We start from the raw sequence: 13,205 nt of genomic DNA, 5'->3' as shown, positions 1-13,205 counted from the left end.
GCTAAGCGCGCTTTCTTCACGGCGACCGTAGTTCAATTGGTTAGAGCGCCGGCTTGTGATGCCGGAAGTTGCGGGTTCAAGTCCCGTCGGTCGCCCCAGTTTTTCTAGCGCGTGGACCATCCATGATCACCGACTGGGGCTTCCCCGATTTCGACGACCATGAGGGCGTCCATCTCTTCAGCGACCGCGAATCGGGCCTGAGCGCGATCATCGCGATTCACTCCTCGGCGCTGGGGCCGGCCGCCGGTGGCGTGCGCTTCTGGCATTATGCCGATCACCGCGCCGCGATCACCGATGCGCTGCGCCTGTCGCGCGGCATGAGCTACAAGAACGCGATGGCGAACCTGCCGCTCGGCGGCGGCAAGGGCGTGATCCTCGCTTCCGAGCCGGGCGCGACGGTGAGCAATGCGCAGCTTGAGGCATTCGGCCGCGCGGTCGAATCGCTCGTCGGCAAATATGTGACGGCCGAGGATGTCGGCATGTCCGAAGAGCGGATGAAAAGGGTCGCCACCCAGACCCGCCATGTCTCGGGCCTGCCGGTCGCGGCCGGCGGCGCGGGCGGCGATCCGGGGCCGGTGACGGCGCGCGGCGTGTATCTGGGCGTCAAGGCGGCTGCAAAGCGCGGGCTGGGCGCCGATTCGATGGCGGGCGTGCGCGTCGCGCTCCAGGGCGTGGGCTCGGTGGGCGGCGGCGTCGCGCGGCTGCTGGCGAAGGACGGGGCCAGGCTGGTCATCGCCGACGTCAATGCCGAGCGCGCCAAGACGCTGGCGGCCGAGCTGGGCGCCGAGGCCGTCGCGGCCGATGCGATCCTGACCCAGGAAACCGACCTGTTCAGCCCCAATGCGCTGGGCGCGATCCTGACCGAAGCGTCGATCGCGGCGCTCAAGTGCAAGGTCGTGGCGGGCGGCGCCAACAACCAGCTCGCGACGCGGGCGGACGGCCATCGGCTGCACGATCGCGGCATCCTCTATGCGCCCGATTACGTCATCAACGCGGGCGGCATCATCAATGTCGGGCTGGAATATCTGGGCCAGGGCAACATGGCCGAGGTGCAGGCGCGCGTCGACAAGATCCCCGAGCGGCTGATCGAAGTGTGGGACGAAAGCGACCGCACCGGCGATCCCGAAAGCGAAGTCGCCGACCGGATCGCGCAGCGGCTTATCGGGCGGGGCTGAAGGGCCCGGATTTCCGTTCGATTTAGCGATTCCGGCCGCCGCCGCTCGACCGGGTTCGGTTGACACGGTTGACACCCGCTATGTCGAAATTCCTGGGCCTCCGAAAATCGGGCTCCGGGCGACGGAAATCAGCGATCGATCCGCCTTAAAGTCGCAGCCCTAAAGTCGCAAAAGTCACAGGTTCGCGCGTGTGCGTGGACGTCCCCGTAGGCGCGGGCCCGCATGCGCGGGAAATTGGTTCGTAACGATGAGAAAGAGCCTGCGCGGGATTGCAGGTCAAATCCTACATTGCAACGGATGACGGAGGATGGCGAGGGGCTCCCGGCTTGGGGCTCGCTTGCGGATGCGTGGAGCCCGGCACTTCGGCCGGGGTGACGATCGGGGGCAAATGCGATCCGCCCGCGCTCTTGCGGGAGCACGGGCGGCAGGGGGCATCAGGCGAAGTCGGTGCTCACCGCCAGCGTGCGCCACTGGGCGAGCTCGCCCGCGACGAAGGCGTTCTTGGCCTCGATCGCCGCGACCGTATCGCTGCCGAAGGGCATGCGGAGCGGCGGATTGGCCTCGCCGACCAGTTGCACCAGCGCGGCGGCCAGCTTGGCGGGATCGCCGGGCTGGTTGTGGCTCACCTCCGCGGCACGGCTGCGAACGGCGCCGGCGGTTTCGTCATAGTCGGCGATGCGGTGCGGGCTCACCGTCAGCGAGCGGGCGTCGAGGAAGTCGGTGCGGAAATAGCCCGGCTCGACGATCGTCACCTTGATGCCCAGCGGCGCCAGCTCGGCGGCGAGCGCCTCGCTCAGGCCCTCGACGGCGAACTTGGTCGAGGAATAGATGCCGAAGCCCGCGCCGCCGCGATAGCCGCCGATCGAGGAAAGGTTGAGGATATGGCCCGAGCGGCGCTCCCGCATATGGGGAAGCACGGCGCGGGTGACGGCGAGCAGGCCGAAGACGTTGGTGCGATAGACCGCCGCGATTTCCTCCGCGGTCGCTTCCTCGACCGCGCCGAGCAGGCCGAAGCCGGCATTGTTGACCAGCACGTCGATCTTGCCGAAGCGCTTGACGGTCTCCGCGGCCGCGACATGGGCCTGCGCCTCGCTGGCGACGTCGAGCGGCAGCGCGAGCAGATTGGGGTGATCGCCGAGCGCGGCGCGGACGGCTTCGGGGTCGCGGGCGGTCGCCGCGACGGCATCGCCGGCGGCAAGGGCCTGTCTGGCGATCAGCGCGCCGAAGCCGCGCGATGCTCCCGTGATGAACCAGGTGCGCATGGGTCTGTCTCCTTGCAATGGCGGCGCGCATGCGCCGGCGACACCCAATTAGGCGCTGGAGCATGATGAGATAATCACGCATATCGGCATCGTGCTGATGAGGTGAACTCAACAATGCGCCGGATCGAACCCGCCGACCTGACGATATTCCTGGCCATCGCGCGCCACCAGAGCTTTCGCCGCGCGGCGACCGAGCTGGGCGTCACCCCCTCCGCGCTGAGCCATGCGTTGCGCAGCCTGGAGGAGCGGATCGCGCTGAGGCTGTTCAACCGCACGACGCGCAGCGTCTCGCTCACCGAGGCGGGCAAGCGGCTGTTCGATCGCGTCCAGCCGGCGTTTCGCGACATCGAGGATGCGCTCGACGACCTCAACAGCTTTCGCGATGCGCCGATGGGCCTGCTGCGGATCAACGCGGCGAACACCTCCGCGCGATTGGTGCTGATGCCGATCATCGGTCCGTTCCTGCGCGCGCATCCGGGGATCAGCATCGAGCTTATCGCGCAGGGCGCGCTGGTCGATGTGGTGGGGGAGGGGTTCGACGCGGGCGTGCGCTTCGGCGAGCGGATCGCAGCGGACATGATCGCAGTGCCGGTAGGGCCGCGCCAGCGCTTCGCCGCGGTCGCCTCGCCCGATTATTTCGAGCGCTGGCCCAGGCCCGCCACGCCGCGCGATCTTGCCGGACTGCCCTGTATCGGGTTCCGGTTCGACAGCGGCGCGCCCTTTCACTGGGAGTTCGAGCGGGGCGGGGTGGAGCTGGAGATCGCGGTCGAGGGACCGTTCGTCACCAATGCGCAGGATCTGATGATCGATGCCGCGCTCGACGGGATCGGGATAGCCTATGTCCTCGAGAAGCTGGTGGAGGCGCATGTCGCGGCCGGCCGCCTGGTGCGGGTGCTGGAGGATTGGTGCCCCTATTTCCCCGGCCTCTATCTCTATTTCCCCAGCCGGCGGCAGATTCCGGCGCCGCTGCGCGCGTTCATCGACTTCGCCCGGGCGAAAAATTGAGAAAATCCACGCGCCATGTCACATCGGGCGCGCACGTCTCGTCATGGCATCGAACCTCATGAAGGAGTGAAGACGATGACCCAGAGACTCGACCCGTTCGCCGCCGCGCCCGCCCCGATGAAGCTGTGGCTCGACATGTCGGCAAAGATCGCGCCGACGCTGGAGCACAGCCTGCTGGAGCTGGTGAAGATCCGCGCATCGCAGATCAACGGCTGCGCGAACTGCCTCAACATGCACACCGCCGACGCGCGCAAGGCCGGCGAGAGCGAGCAGCGCATCTATCTGCTGAGCGCCTGGCATGAGGCGCCCTGCTATTCGAGCCGCGAGCGCGCGGCGCTGGCCTGGACCGATGCGCTGACCCTGGTCTCGACCGTGCGCGCGCCGGATGCGGTCTATCAGGCGCTCGCGGCGGAATTCACCGAGCAGGAGCAGGTGGAACTGACGCTGATGATCAACGTCATCAACGGCTGGAACCGGCTCGCGGTGGGTTTCGACCTGTTCTACGGCCAGGTGCCGGCGCGCGAGGCGGCATGACCGGCGCGGACGCAGCGGCGAGCTTCGATCCGCTGCGTCCGCGGCTGGCGCGAATCGCCTATCGTATGCTGGGATCCGTCGCGGATGCGGAGGACATGGTGCAGGGGGCGTTCGTGCGCTGGCTGGGCACCGATCGGGCCGCGGTGCGCGAGCCCGAGGCGTTCCTGCGTCGCGTCGTCACGCGCCTGTGCCTCGACCAGATCAAGTCGGCGCGGGCGCGGCGCGAGACCTATGTCGGGCCGTGGCTGCCCGAGCCGATCGTCGAGGAGGAGGAAGAGGCCGACGACGTCACGCTGCCGCTGATGCTGGCGCTGGAGCGGCTGTCTCCGCTGGAGCGGGCGGCGTTCCTGCTCCACGACGTGTTCGGGGTGAGCTTCGACGAGATCGCCGAGACGATCGATCGCGATCCCGCGGCGTGCCGCCAGCTTGCCAGCCGGGCACGGGGGCATGTCCGCTCCGCGCGGCCGCGCTTCGACGTGCCGAAGGAGAAGGGACTGGAGATCGCCGCCGCCTTCTTCGCGGCCTCGCGCAGCGGCGACATGGCCGGGCTGCGATCGCTGCTGGCGGCGGACGTGTCGCTCTATTCGGACGGCGGGGGCAAGGTCCACGCCGGGCTCAGGCCGATCCACGGCGTGGACGACATGATAAAGCTGCATGCCTCGCTGGCACGCTTCTTCGCGAAGGATATGTCGCGGGTGGTGCGCTATGGCCTCATCAACGGGTTGCCGGGCTTCGTGACGATCGAGCCGGGCGGCGTGCTCCAGACCACCGCGCTTGCGATCGGCGAGGCGGGAATCGAGGCGATCTATGTGATGCGCAACCCCGACAAGCTGGGGCATCTGGGGGTGCAATAGCTCCAATTCCTCCCCCAGCCTGCTGGAGGAGGGGGACCGCCGCCGAAGGCGGTGGTGGAGGGGCGCCGGTGGACGCCGCCGTCTGCGCGGCGGCCCCTCCACCATGGCTGCGCGATGGTCCCCCTCCCCGTGCCGGGGAGGAATTGATTCACTCCATCGCTATCCGCAATCCCCACAGCATGGATTCCCGACAAGAACCCCGCTAATCCCGCGCCGTGCCCGTGCTCCACGCCCTTGCCAATCCCGCGCGCTTCCTGAAGGTCGCCCGGCCGCTGACGCCGGTCCTGTTCTGGATCGGGGTGGCGCTGGCCGCGTTCGGCGGCTGGGCGGGGCTGACGCTGACGCCGCCCGACTATCTTCAGAAAGAGACGGTGCGCATCCTCTATATCCACGTCCCCGCCGCCTGGCTGGGGATGGGGGGCTGGACCGGCCTTGCGGCGGCGAGCCTGGGCTATCTGGTGTGGCGGCATCCATTGGCCAACATCGCCGCGCGGGCGATCGCGCCGGCGGGGGCGGTGTTCGCGGCGATCTGCCTCGTCACCGGATCGATCTGGGGGCGGCCGACCTGGGGCACCTGGTGGGAATGGGACGGGCGGCTGACCAGCATGCTGCTGCTGTTCTTCGTCTATGTCGCCTATATCGCGCTGGCCCGCGCCGATGCGGATCGCGGCGGCGACGGGCGGGTGCCGGCGCTGTTCGGCGTGGCGGGCACGGTGCTGCTGCCGATCATCCGCTATTCGGTGATCTGGTGGAACACGCTCCACCAGGGGCAGAGCATCGGGCTGACCAGCTCTTCGATCGACAAGTCGATGCTGTGGCCGCTGTTCTTCACGATGGGGGGATTCACGCTGCTGTTCGCGGGCGTGGTGCTGATGCGGATGCGGGCGATGCTCGCCACCCAGAAGGTCGAGGCGCGGATGCGCCGGATGGCGGCGCAATGAACCATTGGGCGTTCGTGACGGCGGCCTATGCGATCACCGCGCTCGGCACGGGCGGGCTGGCGCTGCTGAGCTGGACGGCGATGCGCCGGGCAGAGGCGGTGGCGGATTCGCTGAGGCGCGACCGATGAAGGCGAAGCATCAGCGGCTCGTGCTGGGCCTGCTCGCGCTGGCGGCGATCGTGGGGGCGGGGCTGCTGGCGCTTTCGGCGCTCAAGGACCAGGCGGCGTTCTTCTATGCGCCTGGCGATGTGGCGGGGAAGCCGTTGCCGCTGGGCAAGGCCGTGCGGCTGGGCGGAATGGTCGAGAGCGGATCGTTGAAGCGGGAAGCCGATGGGGTCTCGATCCATTTCACCGTCACCGATGGCCTGGCCAAGGTGCCGGTGGCGTTTCGCGGCGTGACGCCCGACCTGTTCCGCGAGGGATCGGGCGTGGTGGCCGAGGGACGGTTCAATCCGGACGGCAGCTTCGCCGCCGACAACCTGCTCGCCAAGCATGACGAGCGCTACATGCCGCCGCAGATGGCCGGCAAGATGCACAAGACCGAGACGCTGGAGAAATGATCGCCGAGGCAGGGCTTGCCGCGCTGTGGCTCGCGAGCGCGTTCGCGTTGGTGCAGATCATGCTCGCCTGGGGGGCGGCCAAGGGGGCGATGCTCGGCCGGGGGGGGGAGCTGATGACGGCGCTGCGGCGCGTCGCGATCGTGCAGGGGCTGCTGGCCTTGCTGGCCTTCGGGCTGCTGATCGCGGTGTTCGTGGTGAGCGACATGTCGGTGCTGCTCGTCGTCGAGAACAGCCATTCGATGAAGCCGATGCTCTACAAGGTGGCGGGCGCATGGGGGAACCATGAAGGCTCGATGCTGCTCTGGGTGACCGTGCTGGCGGTGGCGGGGGCGGGCGTGGCGCTGTTCGAGCGGCGGCTGGCGGCGGGCACGCTGGCGGCGACCCTGGGCGCGCAGGCGGCGATCGCTTTGGGCTTCTATGCGTTTCTTGCCTTCGCTTCGAACCCGTTCGTGCGGATCAATCCGGCGCCGATGGACGGGCAGGGGCTCAATCCGCTGCTCCAGGATCCTGGCCTGGCCTTCCATCCGCCGACGCTCTATCTCGGCTATGTCGGACTTTCGGTGGCGTTCAGCTTCGCGGTGGGGGCGCTGCTGATGCGCGACGTGGGGCCGGCCTTCGCTCGGGCGATGCGGCCCTGGGTGCTGGTGGCGTGGATATTCCTGACGATCGGCATCACCGCGGGCTCCTACTGGGCCTATTACGAGCTCGGTTGGGGCGGCTGGTGGTTCTGGGATCCGGTGGAGAACGCCTCGCTGATGCCCTGGCTGGCGGCGACCGCGCTGCTCCATTCGGTGACGGTGCTGGCGACCCGCGACGGCCTGCGCGCCTGGACGCTGATGCTGGCGGTGGTCGCCTTCTCGATGTCGATGATCGGGACGTTCCTGGTGCGATCGGGCATCCTCGTCAGCGTCCATGCCTTTGCGGTCGATCCGACGCGCGGGACGTTCATCCTGGCGCTGCTTGGCATCTATATCGGCGGAGCGCTGGCGCTGTTCGGGGCGCGGGTGGGGACGGTTAAGCAGGGCGCGACCTTCGAGCTGGTGAGCCGCGAGGGTGCGCTGGTGCTCAACAATCTGCTGCTGACGGTGATCCTGGGCGTGGTGTTCATCGGCACGCTCTATCCGCTGATCGCGCAGGCGGCGGGGGTGCAGCTTTCGATCGGCGCGCCGTTCTTCGACAAGGCGATCGCGCCGGTCGCGCTGCTGCTGGTCGCGGCGACCGGGGCGGGGCCGCTGCTGCGCTGGCGGCGGGACAATCTCAACGCGCTGCTGGGGCGGATGACGATTCCCGTCGCGGTGGCGGGGGTGAGCTTCGCGCTGGTGTTCGCGCTTTCGGGCGGGACTTCGCTGCTTTCGGTACTCGGCATCGCCTTTGCGGCGGGGCTGGCGGCGGCGAGTGTGGCGCCGCTTTGGAAGCGTAACCTCAAGCGCACGCCGCTGCATGTGTGGGGCATGGTGGTGGCGCATCTGGGCGTGGCGGTGAGCCTGGGCGGGATGGCGGCGGACAGCGCGTTCAAGGTGGAGCGGCTCGCGGCGGTGCATGTCGGCGACAATCTGGCGGTGGGGCCGTTTCGTGTGACGCTGACGGAGGTGCGGCCGACCGTGGGGCCGAACTGGTCGGCGCTCGAGGCACGGCTCAGCGTCCGGCGGGACGGCGGCGCGGCGTGGGAGCTGATGCCGCAGCAGCGCTTCTTCGCCAATCCGCCGACCAATACGAGCGAGGCGGCGATCAGCACCCTGCTCGACGGGCAGCTCTATACCGTGCTGGGCGCAGGCGACGGCGAGGGGCGCTGGCAGCTCCGGCTGTGGTGGAAGCCGTTCGTGACCCTGATCTGGGGCGGCGGCGCGCTGATCGCGCTGGGCGGCTTGCTGGCGCTGATCGGCCGCGTCCGCCGCGAGATGCGCGACGCCCATGCGGAGCATTACGCATGAAGCGCGTGCTGATCTGGCTGCCTTTGGCGCTGTTCGCTTTGGTCTTCGCGCTGGTGGCGAGCGGGCTCGTCAAGCCGGGCGACCGGATGGTGCATTCGGCGATGGTCGGCAAGCCGATGCCGGCGCTCGACCTGCCGGCGCTGGTGCCGGGCAAGGGCGGCATCGCCACCGCCGATTTCGGCAAGGGCAAGCCGCGGCTGCTCAACGTGTTCGCGAGCTGGTGCATCCCCTGCATCGCCGAGGCGCCGCAACTGATGAAGCTGAAGGCGGCGGGTGCAGAGATCGACGCGGTCGCGGTGCGCGATACGGCGGAGGCGGTGCAGGCTTTCCTGAAGCAGAACGGCGATCCCTATACCCGGATCGGCGACGACAAGGCGAGCACGGCGCAGCTTGCGCTGGGATCGTCGGGCGTGCCGGAGACCTTCGTGATCGATGCGCGGGGCCGGATCGCCTATCAGCATATCGGCGATATCCGCGAGGAGAATGTGCCCGCGCTGCTCGCCGAGCTGGAGAAGGCGAAGTGACGATTCCCTTCGTCCGTCATCGCGGCGAAGGCCGGGATCCAGAGCCCCGGGCGAGTCGCTTGCGATCCTGGATCCCGGCTTTCGCCGGGGTGACGGCGGTGTTGGTCGCAGCCGCCCCGGTCCTCGCCGATTCGAACCTGCCGCCATCGCCGCTCGCCTATAGCCAGCTTCCCGATCCGGCGCAGGAGGCGCGGGCCAAGGCGCTGATGGAGACGCTGCGCTGCCTCGTCTGCCAAGGCCAGTCGATCGCCGACAGCGATGCCGAGATGGCCGGCGACATGCGCGCGCTGGTCCGCGAGCGGATCGCCAAGGGGGAGAAGCCCGAGGCCATCCGGAAATGGCTGATCCAGCGCTATGGCGACTATGTCACCAATGATCCGCCGCTGAGCTGGGTCACCGCGCCCCTGTGGCTGGCGCCGCTGGTGCTGATCGCGGCGGGGCTGTTCCTCGCGCGGCGGATGTTCCGGAGGCGCGGGGCATGATGGGCTGGCTGCTCCTGCTGGCGATCGCTCTCGTCACGGCGCTGTTGCTGTGGCGCACCGGCTATCCGCGCAAGCTGTGGACGATCCCGGCGACCGCGCTGATGCTGGGCGCGGCGGGCTATGCCTGGCAGGGGAGCCCGGGGCTCGCCGGCCATCCGGTGGCGGCGGAGAGGCAGCGCGGGCAGGTCGATCCCGATCTGGTGGCGCTGCGCGACGCGATGTTCGGCCGCTTCAACTTCGCCTATTCCTATTTCGTCGCGGCGGACGCGATGACGCGGGTCGGCGCGCCCGGCCAGGCGACGAACGTGATGATCGGCGCGGTGCGCAAGGCGCCGCAGGACGGCGCGCTGTGGACCGGGCTGGGGCTGGCGCTGGCCGAGCATGACGGGATGCAGGTGTCGCCCGCGTCGCGCTTCGCATTCGAGCGGGCGATGACGCTGTGGCCGCAGCATCCCGGGCCGCCCTTCTTCCTGGGGCTGGCGCTGATCCGCGAAGGCAAGTTCGCCGAGGCGCGGCCCTGGTGGGCCAAGGCCGTGGCGCTGACGCCGGAAAAGGCGAGCTATCGCGATGAGCTGCTGGTGCGGCTGTTCCTGCTCGACCGGCTGCTGGAGGCGAAGGCGAAGCAGGACGGGGCGGCGACGCAGCCTGCTCCGAGTCCGAAGCCTTAGGGCGGATCGATATTCGGCGTCGCGGGTAGCGATACTCCTCCCTCCGTCACCCCGGCCGCAGTGCCGGGGTCTACTCATCCGCGAGCGAGCCCCTCTAAGCTTCTAGCGGCTCTCCCAGCCGCACAGTGGACCCCGGCACTGCGGCCGGGGTGACGAAGGGGGCTTTTGACGGCTGTCGCTTGAATACCGTCGCTGAATAGCGATTACAGGCCTCAGGCCGCGTAGAGGGCCCGCATCTCGGCGGCGGTCTGCGCATAGCGTTCGGCTTCGTCGGCGATGCCGAGCTGTCCGTAGAACATCGCCAGGTTGCCTGCCGCCAGATAGCTGCCGCAGCCTTCCACCGAACCGTCGAGATCGGGCTGCTCGCCGATCTCCAGGCAGCGCTTCCAGGCACCCTCCACGATCGGCAGCAGCTCGTCCATCGCGCTTGCCGGGTTGCGGCTTGCCCATTCGAGATAGAGGTCGGCGACGGCGAAGTAGAAATCCGGCGATTTCGGCCAGTTGCGATGCTCGGCATCGGCAAAGGCCAGGGCCTCGGGAAAGCGCTCCGCGCGCTTCAGTGCCCGCAGCGCGGAGACGACGATACCATGGCGGAAGGGCGTAGCCGGTCCGCTGGTGCGATAGGCGGCCATCAGGTGATCGGCCGCCTCGCCGGGATTATCGCGGACGAGATGCTCGCGCCCGAGCTGGAACCAGAGATAGGGGTCGTCCGGATTGGCCTGGAGCTCGGCGCGCAGCAGCGCTTCGTTGCGGTTCGCCTTGCGATCGAGTTGCGCCGGCTCATAGCCGTCATGGCGGAGCTGGATCGCCAGGACGCTGTGCGGCAGCGGCGAGACGGGCTGCTCGTGGATCCGCCCCACATAGCGCACGCCGCGCGGCAGCACCCGGGGGATGAACTTGCGTGCCACGCCTTCTTCGGCGGAGCGCTCGTTGACGATCCGCACGCAGCCGATGAAGCAGGGCGGGGCGACGCTCGCGGGGGGAAGCGTGGCGGGGCCGAGCGCGGCCGGATCGCCGACCAGCCAGTCATCGGCGTCGAGGACCAGGTTCCAGTCGGCATCCGAATGGTCCAGCGCGGCGTTGCGCGCGGCGGCGAAATCGTCGCACCAGGGGAAAGGGTGGACGGTGGCGCCGCATCGTTCGGCGATCGCGACGGTGTCGTCGGTGGAGCCGGTGTCCAGGACGATCATCTCGTCGACATGCGGGCGCACGCTTTCGAGACAGCGCGCAATGCAGCGCGCCTCGTCTCGCACGATCATCACAAGCGCCAGTCGGGACATGAACCATCCTGTATGCACATGGCGGCCGGGATGGGGCCGCCAATTGCATTATAGGATGGCGCAGTTGCCCTCACCCTTCCGCGCCTTCGGCGCTCCCTCCCTCTCCCAATGGGAGAGGGAAAGGAGGAGGGGAAGGATCAGCCTGCCCAGGCTTCGAACGGCAGGTCGAGCGCTTCGGCGACGGCCTGGTGGCGGATCTTGCCGCCCGAGACGTTGAGGCCGTTGGCGAGGTGCTTGTCGGTCTTCATCGCGGCCTCGGCACCGTGGTTCGCCAGCTTGAGGACGAAGGGCAGGGTCGCGTTGTTGAGCGCGAAGGCCGAGGTGCGGGCGACCGCGCCGGGCATGTTCGCCACGCAATAATGGATCACGCCGTCGATCTCATAGACCGGGTTGTCGTGGGTGGTGGCGTGGCTCGTCTCGAAGCAGCCGCCCTGGTCGATCGCGATATCGACCAGCACCGATCCGCGCATCATCGTCTTTAGCATGTCGCGGGTGACCAGCTTGGGCGCCGCTGCGCCGGGCACCAGCACCGCGCCGATCACGAGCTGCGAGCGCGTCACCGCTTCGGCGATCGCGGCCTTGCTGGCATAGGCGGTCTTGATTTGGCTGCCGAAATGCAGGTCCAGCTCGGCGAGGCGCTCATTGTTGATGTCGTAGATCGTCACGTCGGCGCGCTGGCCGACCGCGATCTGCGCCGCGTTGATGCCGGCGACGCCGCCGCCGAGGATCGCGACTCGGGCCGGGGCGACGCCCGGCACGCCGCCGAGTAGCTCGCCGCGGCCGCCCTGTTCCTTCTCCAGATAATGCGCGCCGACCTGGATCGACATGCGGCCTGCGACTTCGGACATCGGCTTGAGCAGGGGCAGGGCGCCCGAATTGGACGTCACCGTCTCATAGGCGATGCAGGTCGCGCCCGAGGCGATCAGGCCCTCGGTCTGGGGCTTGTCGGCGGCGAGGTGGAGATAGGTGAAGAGCAGGTGGCGCGGCTCGAGCAGGGCGATCTCTTGCGGCTGCGGCTCCTTGACCTTCACGATCATGTCCGATCCGGCGAAGACCGAGGCGGCATCGGGAGCGATCGTCGCGCCGACCGCCACATAGGCGGCATCGTCGAAATCGATGCCGGAGCCGGCCTGGGTCTCGACCAGCACCTCGTGCCCGGCATGGACCAGCTCGGCGACCGAGGCGGGCGTCAGGCCGACGCGATATTCGTGATTCTTGATTTCCTTGGGAACGCCGACGCGCATGGAGGTCTCTCCTGGGAAAGTTGGGTGGACATATCCTATCCGAACGAGTCGCCGCGAATCCTTGCAAAGTTTGGCGGCCGGGAGCGATTTAGCGCATAAATATGCGGACTTGGGGGTATGGTCGGGGTATTCATGCGTGATGGACCGAATCGACGCTGCAATCCTGAAGATACTGGCTGAAGACGCCCGCGCGCCGGTGAGCCAGATCGCCGCCCGCGCCGGGCTGTCGCAATCGGCCTGCACGCGGCGCATCCAGGGGCTGGAGGCGTCGGGCCAGGTGCGGGGCTATGGCGCGCGGCTGGGGCATCGGCGACTCGGCTTCCGCGTGACCGCGCTGGTCGACATCACGCTGGGCACGCAGGTGGAGGAGGATCTTGCCCAATTCGAGATGGCGGTGGGGGCGATCGACGGCGTGGTGGAGTGCGCGCTGGTCTCCGGCGGGCAGGATTACCGGCTCAAGATATTGTGCCGCGACCTCGACGATTACGAGCGGCTGCACCGCGAACATCTGGGCCGTTTGCCTGGAGTCGTGACGATCAACAGCAGCTTCGTCTTGCGCGAGGTGCCGACGCGGAGCGAAGCCGACGCATTGTTTGGGGCCGCGCGATAACTATCTAGGCGGGGAACCCCAGACGCGGGTCGCGCGTCTGCCGTGACGATGCGCGTTGCTAGCCAATGTTGCACGTGCTAACGGCGCGCCGACTTTGAGCAGGACAAGAAATCAGGTCGACATGACCAGGTCCGTA

Annotated in this window: 15 protein-coding genes and 1 tRNA gene; 13 read left to right on the top strand and 3 right to left on the bottom strand. The window is 68.4% G+C overall.

Features of this window, described 5'->3' with window-relative positions; translation table 11 throughout:
- The first annotated feature begins 21 nt into the window (after window positions 1-21).
- Together HB724_RS05880 and HB724_RS05875 are read left to right on the top strand one after the other, a co-directional pair.
- Window positions 22-98 (top strand) — tRNA-His (locus HB724_RS05880).
- Window positions 99-122: 24 nt separating this feature from the next.
- The gene (locus HB724_RS05875) at window positions 123-1,175 is read left to right on the top strand and encodes a Glu/Leu/Phe/Val dehydrogenase dimerization domain-containing protein (RefSeq protein ID WP_213979975.1); all 1,053 of its coding nucleotides are present in this window, start codon (window positions 123-125) and stop codon (window positions 1,173-1,175) included.
- A 434-nt stretch (window positions 1,176-1,609) separates the two neighbouring features.
- Here the strand turns inward: HB724_RS05875 and HB724_RS05870 are convergent, their stop codons facing one another.
- Window positions 1,610-2,437, bottom strand: a complete 828-nt coding sequence (locus tag HB724_RS05870) for an oxidoreductase (RefSeq protein ID WP_213979974.1) — start codon at window positions 2,435-2,437, stop codon at window positions 1,610-1,612.
- Between the two features lie 114 nt (window positions 2,438-2,551).
- Here HB724_RS05870 and HB724_RS05865 point away from each other — a divergent pair, with 114 nt between their 5' ends.
- The 10 genes from HB724_RS05865 to HB724_RS05820 all read left to right on the top strand — a co-directional run bounded on the left by HB724_RS05865 (window position 2,552) and on the right by HB724_RS05820 (window position 9,935).
- Window positions 2,552-3,442 (top strand): LysR family transcriptional regulator, encoded by an 891-nt coding sequence (locus HB724_RS05865; protein ID WP_213979973.1) that lies wholly within the window; start codon window positions 2,552-2,554, stop codon window positions 3,440-3,442.
- Between the two features lie 75 nt (window positions 3,443-3,517).
- Window positions 3,518-3,976: a carboxymuconolactone decarboxylase family protein gene (locus tag HB724_RS05860; protein WP_213979972.1), complete on the top strand. Its 459-nt coding sequence runs from the start codon at window positions 3,518-3,520 to the stop codon at window positions 3,974-3,976.
- Window positions 3,973-4,830: a sigma-70 family RNA polymerase sigma factor gene (locus HB724_RS05855; protein WP_213979971.1), complete on the top strand. Its 858-nt coding sequence runs from the start codon at window positions 3,973-3,975 to the stop codon at window positions 4,828-4,830. Before HB724_RS05860 ends, HB724_RS05855 begins: the two co-directional genes overlap by 4 nt.
- Window positions 4,831-5,045: 215 nt before the next feature.
- Window positions 5,046-5,771, top strand: coding sequence for a heme ABC transporter permease CcmC (gene ccmC / locus HB724_RS05850; protein WP_213979970.1), 726 nt, complete (start codon window positions 5,046-5,048; stop codon window positions 5,769-5,771).
- Window positions 5,768-5,899: a heme exporter protein CcmD gene (gene ccmD, locus HB724_RS05845; RefSeq protein WP_213979969.1), complete on the top strand. Its 132-nt coding sequence runs from the start codon at window positions 5,768-5,770 to the stop codon at window positions 5,897-5,899. The genes ccmC and ccmD overlap by 4 nt, the downstream gene beginning before the upstream one ends.
- Window positions 5,896-6,330: a cytochrome c maturation protein CcmE gene (gene ccmE / locus HB724_RS05840; RefSeq protein ID WP_213979968.1), complete on the top strand. Its 435-nt coding sequence runs from the start codon at window positions 5,896-5,898 to the stop codon at window positions 6,328-6,330. The genes ccmD and ccmE overlap by 4 nt, the downstream gene beginning before the upstream one ends.
- On the top strand, window positions 6,327-8,261 hold the full coding sequence (locus HB724_RS05835) for a heme lyase CcmF/NrfE family subunit (RefSeq protein ID WP_213979967.1): 1,935 nt from the start codon (window positions 6,327-6,329) through the stop codon (window positions 8,259-8,261). The genes ccmE and HB724_RS05835 overlap by 4 nt, the downstream gene beginning before the upstream one ends.
- The gene (locus HB724_RS05830; RefSeq protein WP_213979966.1) at window positions 8,258-8,785 is read left to right on the top strand and encodes a DsbE family thiol:disulfide interchange protein; all 528 of its coding nucleotides are present in this window, start codon (window positions 8,258-8,260) and stop codon (window positions 8,783-8,785) included. Before HB724_RS05835 ends, HB724_RS05830 begins: the two co-directional genes overlap by 4 nt.
- Window positions 8,786-8,874: 89 nt before the next feature.
- The gene (locus tag HB724_RS05825; protein WP_213980015.1) at window positions 8,875-9,267 is read left to right on the top strand and encodes a cytochrome c-type biogenesis protein CcmH; all 393 of its coding nucleotides are present in this window, start codon (window positions 8,875-8,877) and stop codon (window positions 9,265-9,267) included.
- The gene (locus tag HB724_RS05820; RefSeq protein ID WP_256731349.1) at window positions 9,264-9,935 is read left to right on the top strand and encodes a cytochrome c biogenesis factor-like protein; all 672 of its coding nucleotides are present in this window, start codon (window positions 9,264-9,266) and stop codon (window positions 9,933-9,935) included. Before HB724_RS05825 ends, HB724_RS05820 begins: the two co-directional genes overlap by 4 nt.
- A gap of 212 nt (window positions 9,936-10,147) precedes the next feature.
- On the opposite strand, the gene HB724_RS05815 is transcribed toward HB724_RS05820, so the two are convergent.
- Both HB724_RS05815 and ald read right to left on the bottom strand, forming a co-directional pair.
- Window positions 10,148-11,215, bottom strand: a complete 1,068-nt coding sequence (locus tag HB724_RS05815) for a glycosyltransferase family 2 protein (RefSeq protein WP_213979965.1) — start codon at window positions 11,213-11,215, stop codon at window positions 10,148-10,150.
- 137 nt (window positions 11,216-11,352) lie between these two features.
- Window positions 11,353-12,459 (bottom strand): alanine dehydrogenase, encoded by a 1,107-nt coding sequence (gene ald / locus HB724_RS05810; RefSeq protein WP_213979964.1) that lies wholly within the window; start codon window positions 12,457-12,459, stop codon window positions 11,353-11,355.
- A gap of 139 nt (window positions 12,460-12,598) precedes the next feature.
- On the opposite strand from ald, the gene HB724_RS05805 reads away from it, so the two are divergent.
- Window positions 12,599-13,069 carry an Lrp/AsnC family transcriptional regulator gene (locus tag HB724_RS05805; RefSeq protein ID WP_213979963.1) on the top strand — a complete coding sequence of 157 codons (471 nt, stop codon included), beginning with the start codon at window positions 12,599-12,601 and terminating at the stop codon, window positions 13,067-13,069.
- The last annotated feature ends 136 nt before the right edge of the window (window positions 13,070-13,205 follow it).

Origin of the sequence: Sphingomonas sp. dw_22 (assembly GCF_018449795.1) — a bacterium.
In the GTDB taxonomy this organism is placed as follows: domain Bacteria; phylum Pseudomonadota; class Alphaproteobacteria; order Sphingomonadales; family Sphingomonadaceae; genus Sphingomonas.
Note: the sequence above shows the minus strand (reverse complement) of the source record. Positions and strands in the feature narration are given on the sequence as shown.